General features: G+C 37.3%; 22 protein-coding genes. 19 read left to right on the top strand and 3 right to left on the bottom strand.

All coding sequences use genetic code 11. The annotated features are described in order from the left end of the window. Window positions 1-30: 30 nt before the first annotated feature. From hpf to whiA, 15 genes are all read left to right on the top strand, one after another. Complete coding sequence (gene hpf, locus CP366_RS00580) at window positions 31-573, top strand: ribosome hibernation-promoting factor, HPF/YfiA family (protein WP_089145503.1); 543 nt, start codon at window positions 31-33, stop codon at window positions 571-573. Between the two features lie 141 nt (window positions 574-714). Further along, a complete protein-coding gene (secA, locus tag CP366_RS00575; protein WP_013086055.1) occupies window positions 715-3,114 on the top strand; it encodes a preprotein translocase subunit SecA in 2,400 nt (799 codons plus the stop codon). Between the two features lie 64 nt (window positions 3,115-3,178). Next, a protein-coding gene (gene prfB, locus CP366_RS00570) for a peptide chain release factor 2 (RefSeq protein ID WP_098034847.1) occupies window positions 3,179-4,295 on the top strand; the annotation gives its coding sequence in 2 pieces (ribosomal slippage) (window positions 3,179-3,250 and window positions 3,252-4,295; 1,116 coding nt in all). Window positions 4,296-4,304: 9 nt separating this feature from the next. Then, window positions 4,305-4,577, top strand: coding sequence for a hypothetical protein (locus tag CP366_RS00565; protein WP_013086056.1), 273 nt, complete (start codon window positions 4,305-4,307; stop codon window positions 4,575-4,577). A 14-nt stretch (window positions 4,578-4,591) separates the two neighbouring features. Next, entirely contained in the window at window positions 4,592-5,560 is a 969-nt protein-coding gene (hprK, locus tag CP366_RS00560) for an HPr(Ser) kinase/phosphatase (protein WP_089147775.1), read from the top strand. Then, a complete protein-coding gene (lgt, locus tag CP366_RS00555) occupies window positions 5,553-6,392 on the top strand; it encodes a prolipoprotein diacylglyceryl transferase (protein ID WP_089147776.1) in 840 nt (279 codons plus the stop codon). The genes hprK and lgt overlap by 8 nt, the downstream gene beginning before the upstream one ends. A gap of 40 nt (window positions 6,393-6,432) precedes the next feature. Further along, window positions 6,433-7,452 (top strand): NAD(P)H-dependent glycerol-3-phosphate dehydrogenase, encoded by a 1,020-nt coding sequence (locus tag CP366_RS00550; protein WP_013086058.1) that lies wholly within the window; start codon window positions 6,433-6,435, stop codon window positions 7,450-7,452. 81 nt (window positions 7,453-7,533) lie between these two features. Further along, window positions 7,534-8,472, top strand: a complete 939-nt coding sequence (gene trxB / locus CP366_RS00545; RefSeq protein ID WP_005718646.1) for a thioredoxin-disulfide reductase — start codon at window positions 7,534-7,536, stop codon at window positions 8,470-8,472. A gap of 166 nt (window positions 8,473-8,638) precedes the next feature. Continuing rightward, on the top strand, window positions 8,639-10,363 hold the full coding sequence (locus tag CP366_RS00540) for a phospho-sugar mutase (protein ID WP_005718648.1): 1,725 nt from the start codon (window positions 8,639-8,641) through the stop codon (window positions 10,361-10,363). Between the two features lie 102 nt (window positions 10,364-10,465). Next, entirely contained in the window at window positions 10,466-12,511 is a 2,046-nt protein-coding gene (gene uvrB / locus CP366_RS00535) for an excinuclease ABC subunit UvrB (RefSeq protein WP_089147777.1), read from the top strand. Beyond that, window positions 12,501-15,341, top strand: a complete 2,841-nt coding sequence (uvrA, locus tag CP366_RS00530; RefSeq protein ID WP_089147801.1) for an excinuclease ABC subunit UvrA — start codon at window positions 12,501-12,503, stop codon at window positions 15,339-15,341. Before uvrB ends, uvrA begins: the two co-directional genes overlap by 11 nt. 72 nt (window positions 15,342-15,413) lie before the next feature. Further along, complete coding sequence (locus CP366_RS00525; RefSeq protein WP_061204547.1) at window positions 15,414-15,956, top strand: HdeD family acid-resistance protein; 543 nt, start codon at window positions 15,414-15,416, stop codon at window positions 15,954-15,956. A gap of 93 nt (window positions 15,957-16,049) precedes the next feature. After that, window positions 16,050-16,931: an RNase adapter RapZ gene (gene rapZ / locus CP366_RS00520; RefSeq protein ID WP_005718656.1), complete on the top strand. Its 882-nt coding sequence runs from the start codon at window positions 16,050-16,052 to the stop codon at window positions 16,929-16,931. Between the two features lie 10 nt (window positions 16,932-16,941). Beyond that, the gene (gene yvcK, locus CP366_RS00515) at window positions 16,942-17,985 is read left to right on the top strand and encodes a gluconeogenesis factor YvcK family protein (protein ID WP_005718658.1); all 1,044 of its coding nucleotides are present in this window, start codon (window positions 16,942-16,944) and stop codon (window positions 17,983-17,985) included. Then, window positions 17,978-18,913 (top strand): DNA-binding protein WhiA, encoded by a 936-nt coding sequence (whiA, locus tag CP366_RS00510; RefSeq protein WP_005722729.1) that lies wholly within the window; start codon window positions 17,978-17,980, stop codon window positions 18,911-18,913. The genes yvcK and whiA overlap by 8 nt, the downstream gene beginning before the upstream one ends. Before the next feature lie 64 nt (window positions 18,914-18,977). Here whiA and clpP read toward each other — a convergent pair whose 3' ends face one another. Next, window positions 18,978-19,562: an ATP-dependent Clp endopeptidase proteolytic subunit ClpP gene (clpP, locus tag CP366_RS00505; protein ID WP_005718663.1), complete on the bottom strand. Its 585-nt coding sequence runs from the start codon at window positions 19,560-19,562 to the stop codon at window positions 18,978-18,980. A gap of 194 nt (window positions 19,563-19,756) precedes the next feature. Here clpP and CP366_RS00500 point away from each other — a divergent pair, with 194 nt between their 5' ends. The 3 genes from CP366_RS00500 (at window position 19,757) to fetB (ending at window position 22,887) form a co-directional block, all read left to right on the top strand. Then, window positions 19,757-21,385, top strand: coding sequence for an SH3-like domain-containing protein (locus CP366_RS00500; RefSeq protein WP_065990286.1), 1,629 nt, complete (start codon window positions 19,757-19,759; stop codon window positions 21,383-21,385). A gap of 108 nt (window positions 21,386-21,493) precedes the next feature. Beyond that, entirely contained in the window at window positions 21,494-22,132 is a 639-nt protein-coding gene (locus tag CP366_RS00495; protein ID WP_005718667.1) for an ATP-binding cassette domain-containing protein, read from the top strand. Beyond that, on the top strand, window positions 22,129-22,887 hold the full coding sequence (gene fetB / locus CP366_RS00490) for an iron export ABC transporter permease subunit FetB (RefSeq protein WP_061204549.1): 759 nt from the start codon (window positions 22,129-22,131) through the stop codon (window positions 22,885-22,887). Before CP366_RS00495 ends, fetB begins: the two co-directional genes overlap by 4 nt. Before the next feature lie 246 nt (window positions 22,888-23,133). Here fetB and CP366_RS00485 read toward each other — a convergent pair whose 3' ends face one another. Next, complete coding sequence (locus CP366_RS00485) at window positions 23,134-23,694, bottom strand: DUF4811 domain-containing protein (RefSeq protein WP_068813657.1); 561 nt, start codon at window positions 23,692-23,694, stop codon at window positions 23,134-23,136. Beyond that, on the bottom strand, window positions 23,695-25,167 hold the full coding sequence (locus CP366_RS00480) for an MDR family MFS transporter (RefSeq protein WP_013086066.1): 1,473 nt from the start codon (window positions 25,165-25,167) through the stop codon (window positions 23,695-23,697). It lies immediately after the preceding gene. Window positions 25,168-25,327: 160 nt separating this feature from the next. Here CP366_RS00480 and CP366_RS00475 point away from each other — a divergent pair, with 160 nt between their 5' ends. Continuing rightward, complete coding sequence (locus CP366_RS00475; protein WP_057726449.1) at window positions 25,328-25,765, top strand: MerR family transcriptional regulator; 438 nt, start codon at window positions 25,328-25,330, stop codon at window positions 25,763-25,765. Window positions 25,766-25,767 lie beyond the last annotated feature (2 nt).

The raw sequence follows: 25,767 nt of genomic DNA, 5'->3' as shown, positions 1-25,767 counted from the left end.
AACCGCATAGCGGTGAAAGGAGAATCTTATATGTTAAAGTACAATGTTCGTGGAGAAAATATTGAAGTAACTGATGCTTTGAGAAGTTATGTAGAAAAGCGGTTAAACAAGTTAGAGAAGTACTTCGAATTGAATCAAGATGTGATTGCACACGTAAACTTGAGAGTATACCGTGACCGCTCTGCTAAAGTTGAAGTTACTATTCCTTTACCATACTTAGTTTTGAGAGCCGAAGAAACCACGGATGACATGTATCGTAGCATTGACTTCGTTTCTGAAAAACTCGAACGTCAAATTAGAAAGTACAAGACTCGTGTAAATAGAAAGAGTCGTGAAAAGGGATTACAAGATTTCTTTGTAGAACAACCTGAAGAAGAAAAGAAGCCTAGCGAATTTGATATTGTTCGTAACAAGCGTGTAAGCTTAAAGCCAATGGATCCAGAAGAAGCTATTTTACAAATGGACATGTTGGAACATGACTTCTTCGTTTTTGAAGATGCAGAAACTAACGGCACTAGCGTTGTTTACCGTAGAAACGATGGTCGTTACGGTTTGATTGAAACTAACGAATAATTGAGTTAAAATACTTTTACACATTGGAACCTCGCGTGAGTTTTGCGTGGGGTTTTTTGTGTGAGATATTTTTCTTTTGATAGCAATCATGTTAAAATTAATCTGTATTTTTAGACTTTACGACATATAAGGACCGATTTAATGGCAAATATTTTAAAGAAACTATATAACGATGATAAACGAGAACTTAAAAAGTTTGAAAAAATAGCAGATAAGGTGGAAGCTCATGCAGATGAGATGAGCAAATTATCTGATGAGCAATTGCAAGCAAAGACACCAGAATTTCGTGATCGTTTAAAGAAAGGTGAAAGTTTAGACGATATTTTACCAGAAGCTTTTGCGGTTGCCCGTGAAGGTGCTAAGCGTGTATTAGGACTTTACCCATTCCACGTACAAATTTTGGGTGGTATTGCACTTCACTACGGTAACATCGCCGAAATGATGACTGGTGAAGGTAAGACTTTGACAGCAACCATGCCAGTATACTTGAACGCACTTGAAGGCAAGGGTGTACACGTTGTTACTGTTAACGAATACCTTTCAAGTCGTGACGAAGAAGAAATGGGTCAACTTTACAAGTGGCTTGGCTTAACTGTTGGTTTGAACTTGAACTCAATGTCACCAGACGAAAAGCGTGCAGCTTACAACTGTGATGTTACTTACTCAACTAACTCAGAACTTGGCTTTGACTATTTGCGTGACAACATGGTTGTTTACAAGGAACAAATGGTACAACGTCCATTGAACTACGCTATCATCGACGAAGTTGACTCTATCTTAATCGATGAAGCTAGAACTCCTTTGATTATTTCTGGTGAAGCTGAACAAGCAAACAGTGATTACATCCGTGCTGACCGCTTTGTTAAGACTTTGACTGAAGACAAGAGCGATGATGATGCCGACGATGATGAAGATCACGGCGATTACAAGATTGACTGGCCAACTAAGACTATTTCACTTACCAGAACTGGTATTGAAAAGGCTTGTCAACACTTTGGCCTAAAGAACTTGTACGATGTTGAAAACCAAAAGTTGGTTCACCACATTGACCAAGCTCTTCGTGCCAACTACATCATGCTTAAGGATATCGACTACGTTGTTCAAGATGGCGAAGTTTTGATCGTTGACTCATTCACTGGTCGTGTAATGGAAGGCCGTCGTTACTCAGATGGCTTGCACCAAGCTATTGAAGCTAAGGAAGGCGTTAAGATTCAAGAAGAATCAAGAACGCAAGCTACTATTACCTACCAGAACTTCTTCAGAATGTACAAGAAGTTGTCAGGTATGACTGGTACTGCTAAGACTGAAGAGGAAGAATTCCGTGAAATTTACAACATGCAGGTAATCACGATTCCTACTAACCGTCCAATTGCCAGAAAAGACATGCCAGACATTTTGTATCCAACTTTGGACTCTAAGTTCCACGCTGTAGTTGAAGAAATTAAGAAGCGTCACGCTAATGGTCAACCTGTTTTGGTTGGTACTGTTGCCATTGAAAGTTCAGAAAGACTTAGTCATTTGCTTGATGAAGCTGGTATTCCGCACGCAGTTTTGAACGCGAAAAACCACGCTAAAGAAGCTCAAATTATTATGAATGCGGGTCAACGTGGTGCGGTAACTATCGCTACTAACATGGCTGGTCGTGGTACTGATATTAAGTTGGGGCCTGGTGTTAAGGAACTTGGTGGACTGGCAGTTATTGGTACTGAACGTCACGAATCACGTCGTATTGATAACCAGCTTCGTGGTCGTTCTGGTCGTCAGGGTGACCCAGGTTACACCAGATTCTACTTGTCGCTTGAAGATGATTTGATGAAGCGTTTTGGTGGTGATCGAGTTAAGGACTTCTTGGATCGTTTATCAGATAATGATGATGATAAGGTTATCGAAAGTCGCTTGATTACTCGCCAAGTTGAATCTGCTCAAAAACGTGTTGAAGGTAATAACTATGATACTCGTAAGCAAACTTTGCAATACGATGATGTTATGCGTATTCAACGTGAAATTATCTACGGCGAAAGAATGCAGGTCATTGAAGCTGATAAGTCATTGAAGAATGTTTTAATTCCAATGATTCACAGAACAATTGATCACCAAGTAGCAATGTTTACTCAAGGTGAACGCAAGGAATGGCGTCTTGACTCATTACGCGATTTCATTTCCTCAAGTTTGACTTCAGACAAGGTAACTGACTCAATTGACTTCAAGACTATTAGTGTTGAAGATTTGAAGAAGAAGCTTTATGACATTGTTGAGCAAAACTTCGAAGATAAGGAAAAGGCCTTAGGCGATCCTAGCCAAATGCTTGAATTTGAAAAGGTAGTTATCTTGCGTGTGGTTGATGATCGTTGGACTGATCATATTGATGCAATGGATCAGTTGCGTCAATCAATTGGTCTTCGTGGATACGGTCAATTGAACCCATTAGTTGAATATCAAGATTCTGGTTACAGAATGTTTGAAGAAATGATTTCAAATATTGAATTTGATGTAACTCGTTTGTTCATGAAGGCTGAAATTAGACAAAATCTTAGTCGTTAATAAAGAAAAAGGGGAGTTAAGAGCTTCCCTTTTTTTGCAATAAAATAAAAGATGGTAGGTAAAAATGGAAATTAGTGAAATTCAAAGTGTGTTAGATGAACTAAAAAAACGTCTAAATCACTTTAGGGGGTCTCTTTGACTTAGATGCGATTGATGAAAGCATCGAAATTAATGAAAACAAGATGGCGCAGCCTGATTTTTGGAATAACCAGGAAAAAGCGCAAAAATTAATTAGTGAAACCAACCGATTAAAGGAAAAACGTGATTCATTTTTAAAATTGCAAACTAGCTACGAAGACGAAACTACTGCGGTTGAACTTTTGCGTGAAGAACCAGATCCTGACTTGCAAAAAGAAGTTGAAGCGGATCTAGCTACGCTGCAAGAAGATTTTCATAATTATGAGTTAGACCTGCTCTTGTCGGGTAAGTATGATAGCCATAATGCTTTGATGGAAATTCACCCTGGTGCTGGCGGTACAGAAGCGATGGACTGGGGACAGATGCTTCTAAGAATGTATCAACGTTATTGTGATACAGCTGGTTTTAAATTTGAAATCAACGATTATGAGCCTGGTGAAGAAGCTGGGCTGAAGAGCGTTAGTGCGCGAATTGTAGGTAAAAATGCTTACGGAATGCTTAAATCAGAAAATGGTGTCCATCGTTTGGTTAGAATTTCGCCATTTGATGCGGCTAAAAGACGGCATACATCATTTGCTTCTGTAGAAGTGATTCCAGAAGTTGATGACAGTATTCAAATTGATATTGATCCTAAGGATTTACGGATTGATGTTTACCGCTCTAGTGGTGCTGGTGGGCAGCATATTAATAAAACTTCTAGTGCCGTTAGAATTACGCACTTACCAACAGGAATTGTGACTACGTCTCAGGCACAGCGTTCGCAATTGCAAAACCGTGAAACTGCGATGAATGAATTAAGAGCAAAGCTTTTTCACTTAGAAGAAGAAAAAAAGCGTAAGCAAAAGCAGGCTCTGAAAGGCGATCAAAAGGAGATTGGCTGGGGATCACAAATTAGGTCATATGTTTTCCATCCTTACAACCTAGTGAAAGATTTACGGACAGGTCATGAAACAGCTGACGCTCAAGGAGTAATGGACGGAAAATTGCAACCGTTTATTTATTCCTATTTACAGTGGTTGCTTAGTCAAGAGAATCCAGATTAGGTTAAAAAAATGAGTTTAATGGGAATTGTAACGCTTGTTTTAGTAGCGCTAATTATTTTAAGTTTATTGTTTGTTCTATTTAAGGCATTTATTTTACTTTTACCAGTAGCTGTAATTGCGATTTTAATCATTTGGCTTATTTATAGGTTTACTGGAAGGAAAAATCAAGATAATATGCCAAGTAGTGGAAGTTATCGTGAGTGGTTTAAGGCTACTAGTACTTCTGGTCCTAGACCAAGAAAAAAAGCTAGAAATGTCACCACTAAAGATATTGATAAATAGTTAGGAGGCCTAATATGGCTGATGAAGTTAGATTAAGCAAATTGATCCAGGACAATCAGAGTATCCTTGAAGTTTACCAAGGACAGGAATATATCAAAGATGAAGAAATTTATGTTTCTGATATTTATCGCCCTGGATTGGAGTTAACCGGTTATTTTGATTTTTATCCTGCACAGCGAATTCAGTTGCTGGGTCGCACAGAAATTTCATATGCGGCACGCTTAGACCATGATATTAGGATGCATGTCTTTAATAAGATGTGTACTGAAGCGACACCATGCTTTTTAATTTCACGCTCTTTACCAGTGCCGGAAGAATTGTCTGCAGCTGCAGAAGAACACAAAATTCCGATTTTACGTACAAGAGAATCTACCACGTATATTTCCAGTATTTTAACTGAATACTTACGTGCACGCTTAGCTAAAAGAACTAGCATTCATGGAGTTTTAGTTGAAATTAAAGGGATGGGTGTCTTGCTAACCGGTGCATCTGGTGTTGGTAAGTCTGAAACTGCTTTGGGTTTGGTTCAAAGAGGCCATCGCTTGATTGCAGATGATCGAGTAGATGCCTTCCAAAAAGACCATAATACAGTTGTAGGTGAAGCGCCTAAGATTTTAAAGCATCTAATGGAAATCAGAGGAATCGGCATTATCGATGTGATGAACTTATTTGGTGCTGGTGCTGTTAAAAATAGAACCGAGATTCAACTGGTAATTAATTTAGTTAATTGGGATCCTAAGGCTAACTATGATCGCTTAGGTTTTCAAGAAAATACACGTGAAATCTGTAATGTGCCAATTCCACAAGTAAATATTCCGGTTAAGGTTGGACGTAATATTGAAATTATTATTGAAGTAGCAGCGATGAACTTCAGAGCTAAGAAGATGGGCTATGATGCAACTCAAACTTTTGATAATAATTTGACTAGTCTGATTTCAGAGCACTCAAAAGAAGATACGAATAAGGTGCCGCATAATGACTAATTTAGTAATTAATCCGGTGGCCTTTCATTTAGGAAATTTAAGTGTCAAATGGTATGGCATCATTATGGCAGTAGCCATTGTGTTAGCTTGCTGGATGGCGATTAACGAAGGAAAAAAACGTCAAATTATTCCAGATGATTTTGTCGATTTGCTATTGTGGGCAGTACCGTTAGGGTATGTTGGCGCACGTATTTATTATGTGATTTTTGAATGGGGTTATTATTCACAGCATCCCGAGCAAATTATTGCGATTTGGAATGGTGGGATTGCGATTTATGGTGGTTTAATTGCCGGCTTAATTGTACTGTTGATTTTCTGTTATAAACGAATGCTACCTCCATTTTTAATGCTGGATATCATTGTGCCTGGAGTCATGGCAGCTCAGATTTTGGGGCGCTGGGGTAATTTTGTTAATCAAGAGGCGCACGGCGCACCAACTACTCTTCATTTTTTACAAAGCTTACACTTACCACAATTTATTATTGAGCAAATGAAAATAGGTGGGACGTATTATCAACCAACTTTTTTGTACGAATCATTTTTTAATTTGATTGGCTTAATCTTAATTCTATCCTTGCGTCATAAAAAACATCTCTTCAAGCAGGGAGAAGTTTTCATGACCTATCTTCTTTGGTATAGTGTAGTAAGGTTCTTCGTTGAAGGAATGAGGACAGATAGTCTGTATATTTTTGGTATAATACGAGTATCACAGGCATTAAGTTTAATCCTCTTTATTGCTACAATTATTTTATGGATTTATCGGCGGAAAGTCGTTAAGCCAAAATGGTATTTGGATGGTAGTGGATTAAAATACCCGTATTCAAGAGATTAGAATTAATAAAAGATTTTAATTAGAAAGTTTGAGAGAAAAAATGATAAAGATTGCAGTTTTAGGTAATGGTTCATGGGGTTCAGTATTGGGTTCAATGTTAGCCGATAATGGTAACGATGTAACTCTTTACGGTAACATTGATAGTGTTAATGAAGAAATTAACGCTCACCACACCAATAGCCATTATATGAAGGATTGGAAATTAAATGAGAATACCAAGGCTACTGGTGATTTGGAAGCAGCTCTTGATGGGGCAGAACTTGTTTTATTTGTTTTGCCAACTAAGGCAGTTAGAATCGTTGCTAAAAACGTACGCAAGGTTTTAGATAAGACGGGTGCTAAGCCACTGTTAGTTACTGCAACTAAAGGGATTGAACCAGGCAGTAAGAAGCTTATTTCTGAAATTTTAACTGAAGAAATTTATCCAGATGATGAAGATAAGATTGTTGCAATTTCAGGTCCTAGTCACGCAGAAAATGTTGCTCAAAAAGATTTAACCGCGATTGCATGTGCATCAACTAATGAAGAAAATGCTAAGCGGGTACAAGAATTGTTCTCCAATGACTACGTTCGTTTCTACACTAACGATGATTTAGTAGGTGTAGAAGTTGGTGGTGCCGTTAAGAACGTAATTGCGATTGCTGCAGGTATTTTAGTAGGCCAAGGATATGGTGATGACGCCAAAGCTGCCTTGATGACTAGAGGTTTAGCAGAAATCACTCGTTTGGGTGTGCAATACTTTGGTGCTAAGCCAATGACCTTCTCAGGCTTGTCAGGTATTGGTGACTTAATTGTAACTTGTACTTCAGTAAACTCACGTAATTGGCGTGCTGGTAAACAAATCGGCGAAGGCAAGACTTTAGATTACGTTTTGAAAAATATGGGACAAGTTGTCGAAGGCGCTACTACTGTTAAAGCTGTTCACGAATTATGTGAAGAAAAGGGCATTGATATGCCAATTTCAGAGGCAATCTACCGTGTTCTTTATGAAGATGCTGATGTTGATACAGAAATTAAGAAAATGATGGGTAGAGAACCAAAGCCTGAAATTCGTTTATAAAAGATAAGCAAAATAGTTGGCAAGAAGGTAAATCTATTGTATTATTTACTTATCAAAAGTAAGTAGAAAGAAGGATAGATTATGGCTGATAAATACGACGTAATTATTATTGGTGCAGGTCCTGGTGGAATGACTGCTGGCTTATATGCTGCGCGTGCTAACTTAAAGATTCTTGTTCTTGATCGCGGTCCCTATGGCGGTCAAATGAACAATACTGATGCTATCGACAATTATCCTGGTTTTTCTGAAATCAAAGGTCCAGAACTTAGTCAAAAGATGTACGACACAATGATGAAGTTTGAACCAGATTATAAGTATGGCAACGTACAAAGTGTTGAACTCGATGGCGAGGATAAGTTAGTTAAAACTGATGATGGCAATGAGTATCGTGCACCGATCGTAATTATTGCTACAGGTTCAGATCATAAGCATTTGAATGTGCCTGGAGAAGAAGAATATTCAGGCAAAGGTGTTTCATATTGTGCCGTCTGCGATGCCGCTTTCTTTAAAGATGAAGATGTAGCTGTCATCGGTGGTGGTGATTCAGCAATTGAAGAAGGAATTTATCTTTCACAATTAGCTAAGAGCGTTACAGTTATTCACCGCCGTGATCAATTGCGAGCACAACCAACTTTGCAAAAGCGTGCATTTGCCAACAAGAAGATGCATTTCATTTGGAATGCACAAACTGAAGAAATCTTAGGCGATGACATGAAAGTCACAGGGGTTAAGTACCGCGATAAGGAAACTGGTGCCGAAAAAGAAATTCCAGTTGCTGGTGTCTTTATTTACGTGGGTGTTTTACCACAAACTGAACCTTTTAAGGATCTTGGTATCTTGGATGACCATGGTTGGATTGTAACTGATGATCATATGGAAACTAAGGTGCCTGGTATCTTTGCTTTAGGTGATGTTCGTCAAAAAGATTTACGCCAAATTGCTAATGCAGTTGGTGAAGGTAGTGTAGCTGGTCAAGCTGCATATAATTACTACCAAGACTTGCAAGACAAGAAAAATTAAATTTATTCGTTTTTTCATTAAGACATGTTCGTATTGGACATGTCTTTTTTTGTCTAAAGCTTAAATTAATGACTAATAAGTTTTATAATTAATAGCAGATAATAGAAAATTGTTAACAGTTTGAAAGCGCTTTAGAAATCCAATTTTTAATGAATAGAGGACATTGATGGACGCTAAAGAAATTTATACAGAATGGCAAAAAGCTACTAATTTACCAGATTATTTAAAAGATCAATTAAATACTTTGGGCAAGGATGAAAAATGGATCGAAGATGCCTTTGGACAGGATATTAATTTTGGTACTGCGGGGATGCGTGGTCGTCTTGAACCCGGTACCAACCGGATTAACTTGTTTACTGTAGGTCGAGTAACTGAAGGCTTAGCTCGTTTAATTGAAGAAAATGGTGCTGATGCTAAAAAGCGTGGGGTAGCTATTTCCTTTGATTCAAGATATCACTCAAGAGAGTTTGCAGAACATGCTGCCAGAGTTTTAGGTGCACACGGAATTCATGTTTACTTATTTGATGATTTAAGACCGACACCAGAACTTTCATATGCAGTACGTCATTTGCATACTTTCGCTGGAATTAATATCACTGCTTCACACAATGCTAAGCAATACAATGGCTATAAAGTTTACGGTGAAGATGGTGCACAAATGGCACCAGATAATGCAGATCGACTTTTTGCTTATGCTCAAAAAGTAACTGATATTTTTGCTGTCAAGGCTGCACCAGTAAAAGAATTGCGTGCTAATGGCACTTTGCAGTTAATAGGTGAAGATGTTGATGAAGATTACTTGAATGAATTGAAGCAAGTAACTGTTGATCCAGAGATGGTTAAGGCCAACGCTGACAAGTTAAAGATCATTTATACTCCACTTCATGGTACAGGCAAGATGCTTTATGATCGTGCTTTCAGACAAGGCGGCTTTGATAATGTGATTCCTGTGCCAAGTCAATCAATCATTGATCCAGAATTTCCAACCACAATTAAGCCTAATCCAGAATACCGTGATGTTTTTGAACCTGGTTTTAAGTTGGCAAATGAGGTAAATGCTAATGTCATTATTGCTACTGACCCGGATGCTGATAGAATGGGTGCAGCAGTTAGAAAAACTGATGGTGATTTCCAAGTTTTGACTGGTAACCAAATTGCTACTTTGATGGCTTACTACCTATTGGCTCATATGAAGGAAAATGGTCAATTAACCCCTGATTATGAGATCGTTACTTCAGTTGTTTCTAGTGCTTTGCCATTTAAGATTGCAGAGGACTTTGGTATTAAGACTAAGCATGTTTTGACGGGCTTTAAGTACATTGGTGAAGAAGTTGACCGGATGAATAAAGCTGGTGATGCTAAGTTCTTGATGGGCTTTGAAGAAAGCTATGGCTATTTGTTTAAACCATTTGCTCGTGATAAGGATGCCATGCAGGGTGCATTGATGTTTGCCGAAGTTGCTTCATACTATGCTTCACGTGGGATGACTGTCTTTGATGGTTTGCAAGAAATTTGGCAAAAGTATGGCGTTGCTTATGAAATTACCCGTGCAATTGAAATGCCAGGTATTGGTGGTCAAAAGAAGATGGCCGAATTAATGAGCAAGTTGCGTAATGAGCACTTAACCGAAATCGGCGGTAGTAAAGTGCTTAAGATTCAAGATTTCTTGCAAAAAGAAACTATTGAAAATGGCAAGAAGACACCATTAGAAGGGTTCCCAGAATCTAATGTGTTGAAGTACTTTTTAGATGATGAAACCTGGGTAGCACTTCGCCCATCAGGTACTGAACCAGTAATTAAGGCCTATGTTGGTGTAAACAAAAAAGACATTGCCACTGCAGAAAAGGCAGCTGAAGATTATCAAAAGGCTTTAGCAGATTTACTTAAATAATTAAGCATTTTTCGTGCGAAAGCACGTTCGCGGTAGTAAAATATAGATACTAATTAAAAAGTTGGACTATGCTTGTCCAACTTTTTTCTTGAGGAGTTTTTTATGATTAAACGACAAAAAAATCGCAAATTTGAATTAGTATCAAAGTTTAAACCAGCCGGTGATCAAGAGCAAGCTATTGATAAACTGACTGCTGGATTTAAAAAAGGATATAAAGAACAGATTCTGGAAGGTGCAACTGGTACTGGGAAAACTTTCACCATGGCCAATATTATTGCTAAGCTGAATAAGCCTACACTAGTTATTACGCATAATAAGACCTTGGTAGGGCAACTATATGGTGAGTTTAAAAGTTTCTTTCCTAATAATGCAGTTGAATATTTTGTTTCATACTATGATTATTATCAGCCAGAAGCTTACGTTCCACAATCAGACACTTATATTGAAAAGGATTCGGCAATCAATGATGAAATTGATCAGTTGCGGCATGCTACTACCTCAGCTTTAATGGAGCGTAATGACGTAGTAGTTGTTGCTTCGGTTTCTTGTATCTATGGTTTGGGTGATCCTAAAGAGTATGCGCGCAGTGTCTTGATGATCCATGAAGGCGAAGAATATGACCGTAATACCTTGTTGCGTGATTTGGTAAATATTCAATATGATCGTAATGATATTGACTTTCAACGCGGTCGTTTTCGGGTCCGCGGGGATGTAGTTGAGGTCTTTCCAGCCGGCAATTCTAATCATGCTTATCGAATTGAATTCTTTGGTGATGAAATTGATCGCATTGTTGAAGTTGATTCGTTAACCGGTGAGGTGATCGGTGAGCGTGAGAGTATTTCGCTTTTCCCAGCTACGCACTTTATGACCAATGACGAGCAATTGCGGCGAGCTTTGGGAGCAATTTCTAAAGAGATGAAATTGCAGGTTAAAAAGTTCGAAGGCGAAGGCAAATTGCTTGAAGCTGAAAGAATCAAGCAACGTACTACCTATGATATGGAAATGATGGGTGAAGTTGGCTATACCAACGGAATTGAAAACTATTCAAGGCATATGGAAGGACGAAAAGCAGGAGAGCCACCGTATACTTTGTTGGACTTCTTCCCAGATGATTTCTTAATTTTAATTGACGAATCACATGCTACTATGCCTGAAATTAGAGCAATGTACAATGGTGACCGTAATCGTAAGCAAACCTTGATTGACTATGGTTTCCGTTTGCCATCTGCACTTGATAACCGTCCATTAAAGCTATCCGAATTTGAAAAGCATGTTAATCAAATTTTGTATGTCTCAGCTACCCCAGGTGATTATGAACTTGAACGAACAGATCATAAGGTTGAACAAATTATTCGACCAACCGGATTGCTTGATCCCAAGATTGAAGTAAGGCCAATTGAGGGGCAAATTGATGATTTAGTTGGCGAAATTAATAAACGGATTGACCGTCATGAACGAGTTTTTGTTACTACTTTGACCAAAAAAATGGCGGAAGACTTAACCGATTATTTGAAGGACTTAGAAATTAAAGTACGTTATTTGCACTCTGATATTAAGACGCTGGAAAGAATGCAAATTTTGCGTGACTTACGGTTAGGTAAGTTCGATGTCTTAATTGGAATTAACCTGTTGCGGGAAGGAATCGATGTACCGGAAGTTTCACTGGTAGCAATTCTGGATGCAGATAAGGAAGGCTTCTTGAGAGCATATCGGCCGCTGGTTCAGACTATGGGACGGGCCGCCCGTAATGCCAATGGTGAAGTAATCATGTATGCTGATACGATTACTGATTCCATGAGAGCAGCGATTAAAGCTACCAAGCGTCGGCGTAAAATTCAGATGGAATTTAACAAAGAGCATGGCATAACGCCTAAGACAATCATTAAGCCGATTCAAGACGTAATTTCGATTACTAAACCGTCGAGTGAAAAAGAAGAAAAATCTGATAGTTTTGCAGATCTTAATTTTGATGAATTGACGGCTAAGCAAAAGAAGACAATGATTAGCAACTTGCAAGAGCAAATGCAAGAAGCAGCTAAGAAGCTTGACTTTGAAGAAGCTGCTAACTTGCGGGATGCAATTATGGAATTGCAAAAATCATCAAGAAAACCGAAGACAAGAAAAGGAAAGAATTTTAATGGCAAATGATAAGATCGTTATTCGCGGAGCACGTGAACATAATTTAAAAGACATTAATTTAACTATTCCTAAGGATAAGTTAGTAGTTATTACTGGCTTATCTGGTTCAGGTAAAAGTTCTTTAGCCTTTGATACGCTTTATGCAGAAGGGCGTAGACGTTATGTGCAATCACTTTCTAGTTATGCTAGACAGTTTTTGGGGCAAATGGATAAACCAGATGTGGATTCAATTGATGGTTTAAATCCAGCAATTTCAATTGATCAAAAAACAACGTCACATAATCCACGGTCAACAGTTGGGACCGTCACTGAGATTAATGATTATTTACGTTTGCTTTGGGCCAGAGTAGGCCATCCAATTTGTCCTAATGATGGGACGCTGATTCAACGACAATCAGTTGATCAGATGGTTGACCGAGTGATGGCTTTACCAGAAAGAACGAAAATTCAAATTTTAGCGCCAGTTATTCGTGCTAAGCGTGGAGAACACAAGGAAGTATTTAAGCGAGTACAACGTGCAGGATATGTTCGTGTAATTGTTGATGGTGAGATGCACGAAATTGGTGAGGATTTTGAATTAGCTAAGAACAAGCGCCACTCAATCGATATTGTCGTTGACCGTTTGATTGTTAAGGATAGCATTAAGTCTCGCTTATTTGATTCTGTTGAAGCTGCACTTCGTTTGTCAGATGGCTACATGAATGTTGATGTAATTGGCGGTGAAATGCTTAACTTTTCTGAGTATTATGCTTGTCCAAAGTGTGGCTTTACTGTGGGTGAAATGGAACCAAGACTGTTCTCCTTTAATGCACCATTTGGTGCCTGCCCTGATTGTGATGGGTTAGGGATGAAGTTAGCAGTAGACGAAGATTTGGTTGTTCCGGACAAAACAAAATCTTTAGCTGAAGGTGCACTGGCTCCATGGAAGACTTCCAATTACTATACTGAAATGTTGGAACAAGCTTGCACGGCATTAAAAATTCCGATGGATAAGCCTTTTAATAAACTAACTAAACGTCAACGCGACATTATTCTGCATGGCTCAACTAAGCCGGTGAAATTCCATGTAACTGGTGACTTTGGCGTTAATGATACCGTTCAACCATTTGAAGGAGTAATGGCCAATGTTGAGCGGCGTTATAAACGACCAATGTCCAAGTTTATGCGTGATGTGATGGGCAAATATATGACTGAACTTACTTGTTCAACTTGTCACGGCAAGCGTTTGAATGAAAAAGCATTAGCAGTGAAAGTCATGGGCAAGGATATCGCGGAAGCTTCGGAGCTTTCTATTGATAAAGCACTTGATTTCTTTAAGGAAGTCAAATTAAGCGAGCAAGAGACTATGATTGCTAAGCCGATTTTAAAGGAAGTACGCGATCGTCTTTCATTCTTGGATAGTGTAGGATTAGATTATTTAACTCTTTCTCGATCAGCTAATACCTTGTCTGGTGGTGAAGCTCAGCGTATTCGGTTGGCAACTCAAATTGGCTCAAACTTATCGGGAGTTATGTATGTTTTGGATGAACCATCTATCGGTTTGCATCAACGCGATAATGATCGGCTGATTGCTTCTTTAAAGAGAATGCGTGATTTAGGCAATTCTTTAATTGTGGTAGAGCACGATGACGAAACAATGCGGCAAGCTGACTATTTGGTTGATATGGGACCTGGTGCCGGTGTTTACGGTGGTAAAGTTATGGCACAAGGAACTCCTAAAGAAATAGAGCAGAATCCTGATTCTTTAACGGGGCAATATTTGTCTGGTAAAAAATTTGTGCCGGTTCCATTGAAGCGTCGTAAAGGCAATGGTAAAAAGATTACAATTACTGGAGCTCAAGAAAATAATTTAAAGAATATTAATGTTGATTTTCCGTTGGGCAAATTTATTGTGGTCAGTGGTGTCTCAGGTTCTGGTAAATCTACTTTGGTTAATATGATCTTGAAACGCGCTTTAGCCCAAAAATTAAACAATAATTCAACTAAGCCAGGTAAGTATAAGTCAATCAAGGGTTACAAGAATATTGAAAAAATCATCGATATCGATCAAAGCCCTATTGGTAGAACACCACGTAGTAATCCTGCAACTTATACTAGTGTTTTTGATGATATCAGAACCTTATTTGCTCAAACTAATGAAGCAAAATTGCGTGGTTATACTAAAGCAAGATTTTCGTTCAACGTCAAAGGTGGACGTTGTGAAGCCTGTCATGGTGATGGAATTATCAAGATTGAAATGAACTTTTTGCCTGATGTATATGTACCATGTGAGGTTTGTCACGGCACTCGTTATAATTCTGAAACATTGGAAGTAACTTATCGGGGAAAGAATATTGCTAAAGTGCTTGATATGACGATTAATGAAGCAACTAAGTTTTTCGAAAATATTCCTAAGATTCAGCGTAAACTCCAGACTATCGTTGATGTAGGTTTGGGCTATGTGAAATTAGGTCAATCCGCTACAACTTTATCTGGTGGTGAAGCTCAAAGAATGAAATTAGCTGCTGAATTGCAAAAGCTTTCTACTGGTAAAAATTTCTATATTCTTGATGAACCAACTACCGGTTTGCATACCGATGATATCAAGCGTTTATTAGAAGTTTTGCAGCGGTTGGTAGATGAAGGCAATACGGTTTTAATTATTGAGCATAATCTTGATGTAATTAAAAATGCAGATTGGCTGATCGACTTAGGTCCTGAAGGAGGGGAACGTGGTGGTCAAATTGTGGCTACCGGTACGCCAGAAGAAGTAGCGAAAGTTAAAGAAAGCTATACTGGTCAGTATTTGAAACCAGTCTTAGAACGCGATACTAAACTAACAAAAGAAGCAAAAAAATAGGCTAGAAGACAATAGCCAATAGTTTTTATTAACCTTGAATAAGTGTAAAATAGTCTGCAAGGAGGAATAAAAATGGATATTTTTTCTAGTTCTAGAGATAATCGCGGCTTTGACTGGGGCGCATTTATTGCCGGTATCTTAATGGTCGTAGTTGCGTTCGTGTTATTACGTCACCCAGCTAAAGGGTTGCATGCATTTGTCTTGATTTTTGCTATTGTATCAATCGTTCAAGGTATTGTATGGTTGGCTGCTTACTCACGCTTTCGTGAATTTTTCTCACGTAGTTGGGTAGCAATTGTGTCAGGTGTATTAGATATCATTATCGGTATCTTGTTCATTTGCTCATATGATATTGGTGGTTTGACTATCGCTTACTTATTTGCAATCTGGTTCTTTGTTGATTCAATTGTAGGTATTGCTTGGTCATGGCACTTACGTGCATTTTCAACCGGATACTTTGTATTTAACTTGATTTTGAATATTTTAAGTTTGATTATTGCCTTCTTCTTAATTATTAATCCAGTAATCGCAGCCTTAAGCTTAGTATGGTTAGTTGCATTCTGGTTATTAGTCTTTGGCATTAATGAAATTGTGGTTGCATTTATGCACCGTTAATATTTGATAAAAATTTAAGCCGAAAGGCTTCTTTTTTTTGCACAATTATGACACACCCGGTATGATATAATTTGTAAAGAGGAGGATTTCAGTATGGCTGATGAGAAAAAACAATTATTAATAGTCACAGGCATGAGCGGAGCAGGTAAAACTGTGGTCGCTCATGACTTAGAAGATATGGGCTACTTTGTAGTCGATAATCTTCCTCCAACTTTATTAGGTAGTTTTTGGGATTTAATTAATAATTCCAATGACTTTCATAAGGTAGCCGTAGTAATTGATTTACGAGTTAAGACATTTTATCGCGATTTATTGGATGAAGTTAATTCACTTGAAGATAATGGCAATGTGCAAGCTACTATCCTATTTTTGGATGCTTCCGATGATGTCTTGGTTGCTCGTTATAAAGAAACAAGGCGTCTTCCGCCTTTAGCCAATAATGGCAAAGGTCGCTTGCTTGATGGCATTCAAGAAGAACGTCGTATTTTAATGCCAATTAAAAATAGATCAAATTATATTATCGATACGTCAAACTTGTCGACTAAGGAATTAAAGCAAAAATTAATCAATACATTTAGTGATCGCAAGCGGCAACCATTTTCAATTGAAGTGATGTCATTTGGCTTTAAGTATGGGATGCCAATTGATGCAGATATTGTAATGGATGTGCGTTTTTTGCCTAACCCATTTTATATTTCAGAATTAAGACCATTTACGGGACTGGACAAGCGTGTATTTGACTATGTGATGAACAAAGAAGAAACACAGGTCTTTTATAAAAAATTGCTTGATTTGCTTGAAACAGCTATCCCTGGATATATCAAAGAGGGGAAGGAAAAGTTGACCATTGCAATTGGTTGTACTGGGGGTCAACACCGGAGTGTTTCAATTGCCCAACAGTTGGCACGAGATTTAGCTAAAAAATATCCAGTCGATATTACTCACCGTGAAGTGAGTCGTTATATTAGAAAGTAGGTGCGCACCTATGCCATATGGAGAAACAAGGATTGTTCGCGTGATTAAAGGCAGACGTCCCCGTGTAGTCGTAATTGGTGGCGGTACGGGTTTACCAGTTATTTTGAATGCCTTAAAAGATCAAAACGCGGAAATTACTGCAATCGTAACGGTTTCAGATGACGGCGGTTCATCTGGTTCAATCCGTAACTTTATTAACGTAGTTCCACCTGGTGATATCCGTAATGTTTTGGTATCACTTAGTGACTTACCTCAGGAAGAAAAGAATATTTTTCAGTATCGATTTGATTCATCCGATTCCTTTTTTTCAGGACATGCAATCGGTAATTTAATTATTGCGGCATTGAATGAAATGCATGGCAATATCTTTGATGCAGTTCAATCTTTGTCAAAAATGATGAAAATTGATGGTCATGTTTTTCCAGCTTCCAATGAACCATTGACTTTAAACGCAGAATTCGTGGATGGAACTACGGAGTCTGGTGAAACTGAAATCACATCTAAAGATAAGCGGATTAAGCGTGTCTGGGTGACCGATACTGATTCGGATGAAGAGCCTAGAGCTGTTTTACCAGTACTGGCTTCGATTATGCAAGCTGATGCAGTCGTACTTGGGCCAGGTAGTTTATTTACTTCAATTTTACCTAACTTAATGATCTCTAATTTAGGTGAAGCAGTGCGTGAGACTGACGCCGAGGTTATTTATATTTGCAATATCATGACTCAGCGTGGTGAGACAGATCACTTTAGTGATGCGGAACACGTACAGGTAATTAACGATCACTTAGGTGGAAATTATATCAATACCGCTCTGGTTAATGGTGCCAAAATTGATATGAGCAAATTTCACCCAGAAGATTATGATGCTTATCTTGAGCCTGTTAAGAATGACTTTGAAGGCTTAAGAAAGCAAAACTGCCGTGTCATTACTGATGACTTTATCGATCAACGTCATGGATTGGTATTTCATGATGGTGAAAAGGTAGGAAAAGAAATTATTAATCTGGCATTTGAATCAATGTCACGTAAAAGAATGAAGGAAAATGATGGCTAGTTATGCTAGTGAAGTCAAAAAGGAGCTAACTTCGCTTGAGGTGCATCCAGAGCATGCCAAAGCAGAGTTAGCTGCTTTTTTGCGAATGAATGGTGTATTAAACTTGCACGATCATCAATTTAGCCTGGATATCACTACAGAAAATCCTGCGATTGCTCGACGAATTTTTAAGCTGATTAAGATTGCTTATGGTATTGAGCCATTGCTGATTGTCTCGCGCAAGATGAAATTGAAAAAAAATAATCAATATTTGGTACGATTGAATCAGAAGGTACAAGAAATCCTAGAAAACTTACAAATCTGGGATCCTGAAAAAGGTTTGGTAACGCGAATTCCTCAGAGAATTATGACTTCACGTGAAGGAGCAATGTCCTATTTACGCGGTGCATTTCTAGCCGGAGGTAGTGTCAATAATCCAGAAACGAGTCGTTATCACTTGGAGATTTATTCAACTTATGAGGACCATAATGAGGATTTATGTAAGTTGATGAATAATTATTTTTATTTAAATGCTAAAGCAACTAAACGTAGAAGAGGCTATATTGTTTATTTAAAAGAAGCCGCAAAAATTGGCGACTTTTTGCATATAGTGGGTGCACTTAATGCAATGCTTAACTTTGAAGATTTGCGTATTATGCGAGATATGCGAAATTCGGTTAATCGCTTGGTTAATTGTGATACCGCGAATATGAAAAAAACAGCCTCAGCTTCAGCTAAGCAGGTAGAAGACATCCAGCTGATTGAACAAGAAAACGGCTTAGATGATCTACCAGAGAAATTGCAAGTTTTAGCGCGTTTTAGATTGGCGCATCCAGAATTAACTTTAAAGGAAGTAGCTAATCAAATTCCGGATGGTCCGATTTCGAAGTCAGGAGTTAATCACCGATTTAAGAAACTACATGAGTTAGCTGAGAGTTTAAGAGAATAAGAAAAAGGAGCCTGCACAATGAGTGCAAGCTCCTTTTAGAGTGTGAATAATTTTTAATAATTAATTACTTCTTCTTATTAACCATGATTTCGTCAATCAAACCATATTCCTTGGCTTCTTCAGCAGTTAAGTAGTTGTCACGTTCAGTATCCTTTTGGATCTTTTCCAAAGGTTGACCGGTAGTTTCGTGCAAAATTTCGTTGATCTTCTTACGGCTCTTCAAAATTTCGTTAGCTGCAATTTGGATATCAGTTTGTTGACCTTGAGCACCACCTAATGGTTGGTGAATTAAAACAGTTGAGTTAGGAAGTGCAAAACGCTTACCCTTAGTACCACTAGTCAAGAGGATAGAAGCCATTGAAGCTGCCATACCAATTGCAATAGTTGATACGTCTGACTTAATAAAGTTCATGGTATCCATGATAGCTAAGCCGGAGGTGATTACACCACCTGGTGAGTTGATATAAAGTGAAATATCCTTGGTATTGTCTTGAGCATCAAGGAAGAGTAATTGAGCGATGATTGAGTTAGCCATTTGGTCATTAATTTCACCGCTAAGCATGATAATTCTGTCTTTTAATAAGCGTGAGTAAATGTCATAAGCACGTTCACCACGAGCAGTTTGTTCAATAACTGTAGGTACTAGCATAAATTTGCCTCCTAATTGATTTCGTATTAATTAGCACTCTTTCAAGTACAGTGCTAATTAAATCACTTCGTAATGAAAGTGTCAAATAAAGAAGCTCAATGGTAACAATGGTAATAAAAATGTATTTTAGCTAACAGTGTTTATATATTATAATATAAAAGTAAAATGCAAAATATAAGATACGGAGGATAGGTTTGAAGTATTCAAATAAAATTTTAACTGCTACTTCAGCTGTAGCACTGGGTGTTGGTTTGTTAATTGGTTCTACAAATGCAGTATTTGCAGATAATTCTAAAACTACTGATAGTAATACAGATACTGCTAAGACTGATTCCAGTGCGAAGAAGGGACCAGCTCAAACAAGTACTTCTTATGACTTAATGGTTAAAGTAGGTAGCAATAAGAATTATCCTGTTTATAAAAAGATTAGTAATGGTAAACCTAGCGGTAAGATTGCTGATGCTAGCGATTATCAATATGCTCATATTCAATCTGACCAGAGAATTAAGACAAAGGATGCAACTTATTGGCGTATTTATGTAAATGGTCGTAAAGTTGGTTATGTTAACCAAAACTACTTTACAAGAGATGCTATCGCTGTACCAAAGACTATCAGTTTAGTACAAAATAGTCACTACGATTTTGATCCAACTGATGCAGTAAGTTATGTAACCAATTATATGGGTACTGTAATTGATACAGCAGATATTAAGATTTCAGAAGATGCAATCGATTGCTCAACTCCAGGTACCTATAATGTTAAATATAGCTATGGTAAAGCAAAGGCAACTGTTAAGGTAACTGTCAGAAAGAGTACTAAGGAAGGAATTGCTGATGCTGATAGCGTCCAAGCTAAGCCATTTAACGGCGATTTGAAATCCTGGAAGACTTACTACGGAAGTTCTGCTAACTATGTAACTAAGACTGATTTTACTCCTGATAAGAATAAGCATGCTTATGATAGTGAAAGCGGAAAATTAGATTTCACTACTCGCTTCTTCCAACCAGTTTTATTAAGTGTTTACCGTGACATTAAAAATGATGACTATATTAACCGTGTAGGTCATATTCCTGAAGGAATTACCATGTCAAATGGCTGGTTGTACACTAGTTTATTAAGTAGTACCCTGATTAGCAATGGTCATATTGTAGGATATAATCTTAACCATTTAACCAATGCATTTAACGGACAATACTTACTTGATATGAGCCAAAAGAAGTTCAATTCTTACGTTAAGAACATTAAAGTTAGTCCATATATTCCAATTGGTCACGGTCAAGCAATGGGCTCAACTGATAAATACATTTACGTTCTAAATAACAATAATAAGGTTTCATACAAGAGCAATATGTCTGAAGAGTTAATCCAAATTCGGAAGAGCGATATGTACATTAACAAGATTTGGACTATTAAATGCTGGAACGGTAGTGATTCAGACGGTCGTTACTTCAATAATGGTGTTGTTGTAAATGATCACAAGCTTTACACAACTCTTTATAATAAAGAAAAAGACCAAACTGAATACTGGGAATTCAACCGCAAAGGCGATAACTGGTATCCAACTATGGTAGGTGCAACTAAGGGTGGCATTGTAGCAAACACATACACTCAAGGGTTTACTTATGATGCCAAGAACAATAACTTCTACCTTGCATTCAATGACGTAATTGCTAAGATTGCAACTGATGGTGAAGTTAAGGATACTTACCAATACCACACTGGTCGTGAAATTGAAGGTATCGCAACCTACAACAACAAGTTATACATGAACTTAGCTCAACGTGCTGAATTACTTGAAAGTAAACAAAAGTTGACTAAGTAATCATTATCGATATTAATTTAAATAAAGGAAATTCAATGAAAATATTGGATTTCCTTTATTTTTTTAGTTGTATAATTAGAAAAATGAGTTATTTAGTTAGGCAAAAGAATGAAAATATTAGAATTAAAACATATCCAATATAGTGCAGATAAAAAACAAATATTGCAAGATGTATCATTTAAGGTTAATAAAGGCGATTTTCTAACCTTAATTGGCCCATCAGGTGCAGGAAAAAGTACGATTTTACGATTGATTGCAAATTTAATTAGTGCTAATTCAGGCGATATTCTATATCAAGAAAAAAACATTAGCTCCTTAAATCCAGTTCAATATCGTAGAGAAGTTTCATATTGTTTTCAGCAGCCGTCTTTATTTGGGCAAACAGTAAGAGATAATTTGATTTTCCCGTATGAAATCAGAAAAGTAGATGTAAATGACAAGCAAATAGCTGATTTACTTAATCAAGTTGATCTCTCTGCTGATTTTTTAGATAAAAAGATTACTGCTTTATCAGGTGGTGAAAAGCAAAGAGTTGCGTTAATTCGAAACATAATATTTTTACCAAAGATATTGCTATTAGATGAAGTAACTACCGGGCTTGATAATCAAAGTAAAGATATTGTACATAATTTGATTAAGGATGTTTCTGAGAAAGGCGTGACAATTATTCAAGTTACACATGATCAAAGTGAAATTGATGAAGCAAGCAATATTTTAAGAGTAAAAAAAGGCGGAATAATCGAATGAAAAATGTTGTAGTTAGCAACTGGTCGTTAGTATTAGCTTTTGCACTGGTGTTAGTTTCCATTGGAATTTCTGCGAAAGAAAAGTTAGGACTAACCAAGGATATTTTAATTAGCGTGATTAGGGCGATAATTCAGTTAGTCGTAATCGGCTACGTTTTGAAGTTTATTTTTCATGTTAATACCTTGTGGCTAACTTTGGTTTCAACTATTGTGATAATTTTTAATGCATCTTGGAATGCTAATCAGCGTGATCCTAACCCGGGGCGGAATATTTGGAATTCGATAATAGCCGAAGCGGTAGGGACTTACGCGACATTAGGAATTCTGATTTTTTCTGGCGTAATTAAACCAGTCCCTATGCAGGTCATTCCCATTACGGGGATGATTGCTGGAAATGAAATGGTGGCAGTTGGCTTATGCTATAAAGCGTTGAATGATAGCTTTAATGATCTGCATCAACAAGTTTTAGAAAAGTTGGCTTTGGGTAGTGATATTAAAACTGCATCGATGCCAATTTTAAGAAGGAGCATTAAGACTGCGATGCAGCCTACGATAGATTCGGCTAAAACTGTAGGATTAGTAAATTTGCCAGGAATGATGTCCGGCTTAATTTTTGCTGGTGTAAATCCCATTTATGCAATTAAGTATCAGATTATGATTACATTTATGTTGCTTTCTGCCACTGGCCTTGGAGCCGTGATTAGTGGCTATTTGGCTTATAAAAATTACTTTAATGATAGGATGCAATTGAAATAGGCAGTGTGATAAAAATAATTTTCTACATTTAGATTTAGTTAAGTTATATTTCATAAGCGTTTGTAAAGGTGATTTAAGTTAACTTAAATCATATGGTAAAATTTGAGTTAAAACGAAGTTAATTTTTCTAGCTATTGTAAATATCAATTTTGTCATGTTTAGATAATTTAGCCATAAATAAAAACCCCGAAATTCATGTCCGAATTTCGGGGTTCATATCATGATCAAAGTTTGAGCTTCATTATTTTATTGGGCTGATTTTTGTTTTAAAAACTGCTGTTTTTTCATCATTTGTTTTTGCAACTGCTTGGCATTGTTAACTGACATTACTTTCCAGTTGGAGGGAATAGAAAAAATATATTCTCTGTGTTTTAACTCCTTGTCATGACCAAAGACGCCAAACATTATTTGATTAAAGGTATTGCTATAGGTGTAGCGAGTAGTCTTAATCGTTACTTTTGGTTGGCTGCTTCGTTTTACTTTTGTCGATACTTTATCTAATTTAATAGATTTTGGCTTCTTTTGAAGCTGACCAGTTTTATAAAGGTAAACTTTTTCAGTTCCATTACCTAAAGGCTGATAAAGCAAAATTGGCAGGCGAGGAGTAGCACTGGAAACTAGAGTGTTAGTGCTTGAGGTTGTTTTAGTTTTCATTCCCCAGTGATTATAATCATGTTCTACAATGCCGACAACACAAAGAATTGTTATGATTAATGATAGCCATGCAATAAAAGTATGCCTTTTTCCAGGGATGATATTAAAGTAAATAAACATAATTGCAGCTACGATTAGAATTAAAAGTATCATTTAACCATCCACCTTTTCTTGATGTTCACGTGCTCGATTGCCCTTCTTTAAGAAGAATGCAAGAACTAATGCGATTAATGAGAAGAGGATACTCATTGCAAATGAAGCATGAAAACCGTCTAAAGTTGCACTGATTGCTCTAGTCTTGTATTCAAGTGGCAGTGCATGAAGTAAACTTTTACCAGGCATATTATTATTGGTAGTTGTAGTTAAAACAGATACCAAAATTGCAGTACCAATTGAACTTAATACCTGTCTGAAAGTGTTGTTAACAGCAGTACCGTGAGAAATCTTGTTTAATGGTAAAGAATTCATACCAGATGTAGTAACATTCATCATTACCAAAGCTACACCGACCATTCTGATTGCATAAAGAATGATAATCATCGTGTACGAACTTTGCTCAGTTAAAAAGACAAATGGAATGGTTCCAATGGTCAACAAAGTCATACCAGTAATTGCCATTTTACGTGCACCATATTTGTCGAATAAACGGCCAGTAATTGGCGACATAATACCAATCATCAATGCACCAGGTAGTAACATTAAACCTGAATGGAAGGCAGAAACGCCACGCAAATTTTGAATATATAATGGTAAAACCATTTCAATGCCGACCATCGCTAAGTTGGTGATACCACTTAAGGCAGCTGCCAGTGAAAATTCAAAGTGTTTAAAAACGGTAATGTCCAAAAATGGGTCATCCATTTTCAATTGGCGGATACCGAATAGGATTACAAATATAATTCCAAATCCAATAAATCCTAAAATCTCGGGATTGGTCCAGCCTTTGTTACCAGCTTCTGAAAAACCATACAACAGACTTCCGAAGCCTAGAGTAGAGGTTGTTACTGACCAAACATCAATTTTTTCTTTCTTAGTTGGTAAAACATCTTTAATTAAAAAGAAAGCTAAGATAATTACTATTCCCGCAATTGGGGCAATGATGCTGAAGAGGTAACGCCAAGAAAGGTTATCAACAATCCAACCAGATAATGTTGGTCCAATTGCCGGTGCTAAGCCAATAACAATCCCAACAGTTCCCATTGCTGCACCACGCTTATTAGCTGGGAAGATAGAAAGCATAATTGTTTGTAAAAGTGGCATAGTAACACCAACGCCTAATCCCTGAATGATTCTCCCAGCAAGCAGGGTGCCAAAGTTGGGTGCAATTGCGGCGATCACTGTTCCAATAAAGAAGATTGACATGGCTGACAAATACATTTTTCTTGAACCGAAGCGATTGATTAGCCATGCAGAAATTGGGATCATAACACCATTAACTAACAGAAAGGCTGTTGAAAGCCATTCAGCAGTTGCGGTGCTGATGTTAAATGAACGCATAATTGAAGGAAGCGCTGTTGAAAGCAGTGTTCCGTTTAATACAGTACAGAAAGAACCTATAATTAAAACTAAAACTAGTAGGTTTCGATTATAAGCTTTTCCATGAATATCCGTTGGTTGCTTATTCATGTAATGTTCCTTTCTCTTATAAAAGTTAACTATAAAAACTATAGGCTTAAAATTCATTATTGTCAAATAATCTTACAAATAAGTTAGATAAATTAACACTTGTGTTGCAAAAGATAACAACAATATATAAAATATAACTATACTGTAAGGTGGTATCAGGATGAAATCTAAAAAAATTATGCATGACATTTTTAAAAATTTAGAAATTGGAATCGGTGAAGTTAGTAAATTGACTGGTGTTTCTCAAAGGCAATTGCGCTATTGGGAAACTAAGGGCTACATTAAGCCGATTTCAGATGATCAAAGTGGTGTGCGCCGCTATAATTTAGCGACCTTGTATCTAATTGTTTTTATCAAGGAACAATTAGATGAGGGCTTTACGTTGTCTGCAGCCTTTGAGCATTCAAAGGATATACGGTTGAAGAGTAGAATTGTTCATCAATTTTTCAGAGAAACTTTTGATGATGTTAAGGTTACTGATTCTACAAAGGGCTATGGGGAAATTGACTTAGGTGAATTTCAGGCTGAAGATGGCAGCATGCACCATTTCAAAGGTGTTGTAGATGAAAAAGGACAATACGTTAAGATGGATGAATAATG

This window comes from Lactobacillus sp. UMNPBX15, assembly GCF_002553785.1.
Taxonomy (GTDB): Bacteria; Bacillota; Bacilli; order Lactobacillales; family Lactobacillaceae; genus Lactobacillus; species Lactobacillus crispatus.
The sequence above is the reverse complement of the archived record's forward strand: the minus strand, read 5'-3'. Positions and strand labels throughout refer to the sequence as shown.

Excerpts from the sequence above, each read along its gene's own strand:
- hpf (WP_089145503.1), top strand. The coding sequence starts at position 31 with ATGTTAAAGTACAATGTTCGTGGAGAAAATATTGAAGTAACTGATGCT.
- secA (WP_013086055.1), top strand. The coding sequence starts at position 715 with ATGGCAAATATTTTAAAGAAACTATATAACGATGATAAACGAGAACTT.
- CP366_RS00565 (WP_013086056.1), top strand. The coding sequence starts at position 4,305 with ATGAGTTTAATGGGAATTGTAACGCTTGTTTTAGTAGCGCTAATTATT.
- hprK (WP_089147775.1), top strand. The coding sequence starts at position 4,592 with ATGGCTGATGAAGTTAGATTAAGCAAATTGATCCAGGACAATCAGAGT.
- lgt (WP_089147776.1), top strand. The coding sequence starts at position 5,553 with ATGACTAATTTAGTAATTAATCCGGTGGCCTTTCATTTAGGAAATTTA.
- CP366_RS00550 (WP_013086058.1), top strand. The coding sequence starts at position 6,433 with ATGATAAAGATTGCAGTTTTAGGTAATGGTTCATGGGGTTCAGTATTG.
- trxB (WP_005718646.1), top strand. The coding sequence starts at position 7,534 with ATGGCTGATAAATACGACGTAATTATTATTGGTGCAGGTCCTGGTGGA.
- CP366_RS00540 (WP_005718648.1), top strand. The coding sequence starts at position 8,639 with ATGGACGCTAAAGAAATTTATACAGAATGGCAAAAAGCTACTAATTTA.
- uvrB (WP_089147777.1), top strand. The coding sequence starts at position 10,466 with ATGATTAAACGACAAAAAAATCGCAAATTTGAATTAGTATCAAAGTTT.
- uvrA (WP_089147801.1), top strand. The coding sequence starts at position 12,501 with ATGGCAAATGATAAGATCGTTATTCGCGGAGCACGTGAACATAATTTA.
- CP366_RS00525 (WP_061204547.1), top strand. The coding sequence starts at position 15,414 with ATGGATATTTTTTCTAGTTCTAGAGATAATCGCGGCTTTGACTGGGGC.
- rapZ (WP_005718656.1), top strand. The coding sequence starts at position 16,050 with ATGGCTGATGAGAAAAAACAATTATTAATAGTCACAGGCATGAGCGGA.
- yvcK (WP_005718658.1), top strand. The coding sequence starts at position 16,942 with ATGCCATATGGAGAAACAAGGATTGTTCGCGTGATTAAAGGCAGACGT.
- whiA (WP_005722729.1), top strand. The coding sequence starts at position 17,978 with ATGGCTAGTTATGCTAGTGAAGTCAAAAAGGAGCTAACTTCGCTTGAG.
- clpP (WP_005718663.1), bottom strand. The coding sequence starts at position 19,562 with ATGCTAGTACCTACAGTTATTGAACAAACTGCTCGTGGTGAACGTGCT.
- CP366_RS00495 (WP_005718667.1), top strand. The coding sequence starts at position 21,494 with ATGAAAATATTAGAATTAAAACATATCCAATATAGTGCAGATAAAAAA.
- fetB (WP_061204549.1), top strand. The coding sequence starts at position 22,129 with ATGAAAAATGTTGTAGTTAGCAACTGGTCGTTAGTATTAGCTTTTGCA.
- CP366_RS00485 (WP_068813657.1), bottom strand. The coding sequence starts at position 23,694 with ATGATACTTTTAATTCTAATCGTAGCTGCAATTATGTTTATTTACTTT.
- CP366_RS00480 (WP_013086066.1), bottom strand. The coding sequence starts at position 25,167 with ATGAATAAGCAACCAACGGATATTCATGGAAAAGCTTATAATCGAAAC.
- CP366_RS00475 (WP_057726449.1), top strand. The coding sequence starts at position 25,328 with ATGAAATCTAAAAAAATTATGCATGACATTTTTAAAAATTTAGAAATT.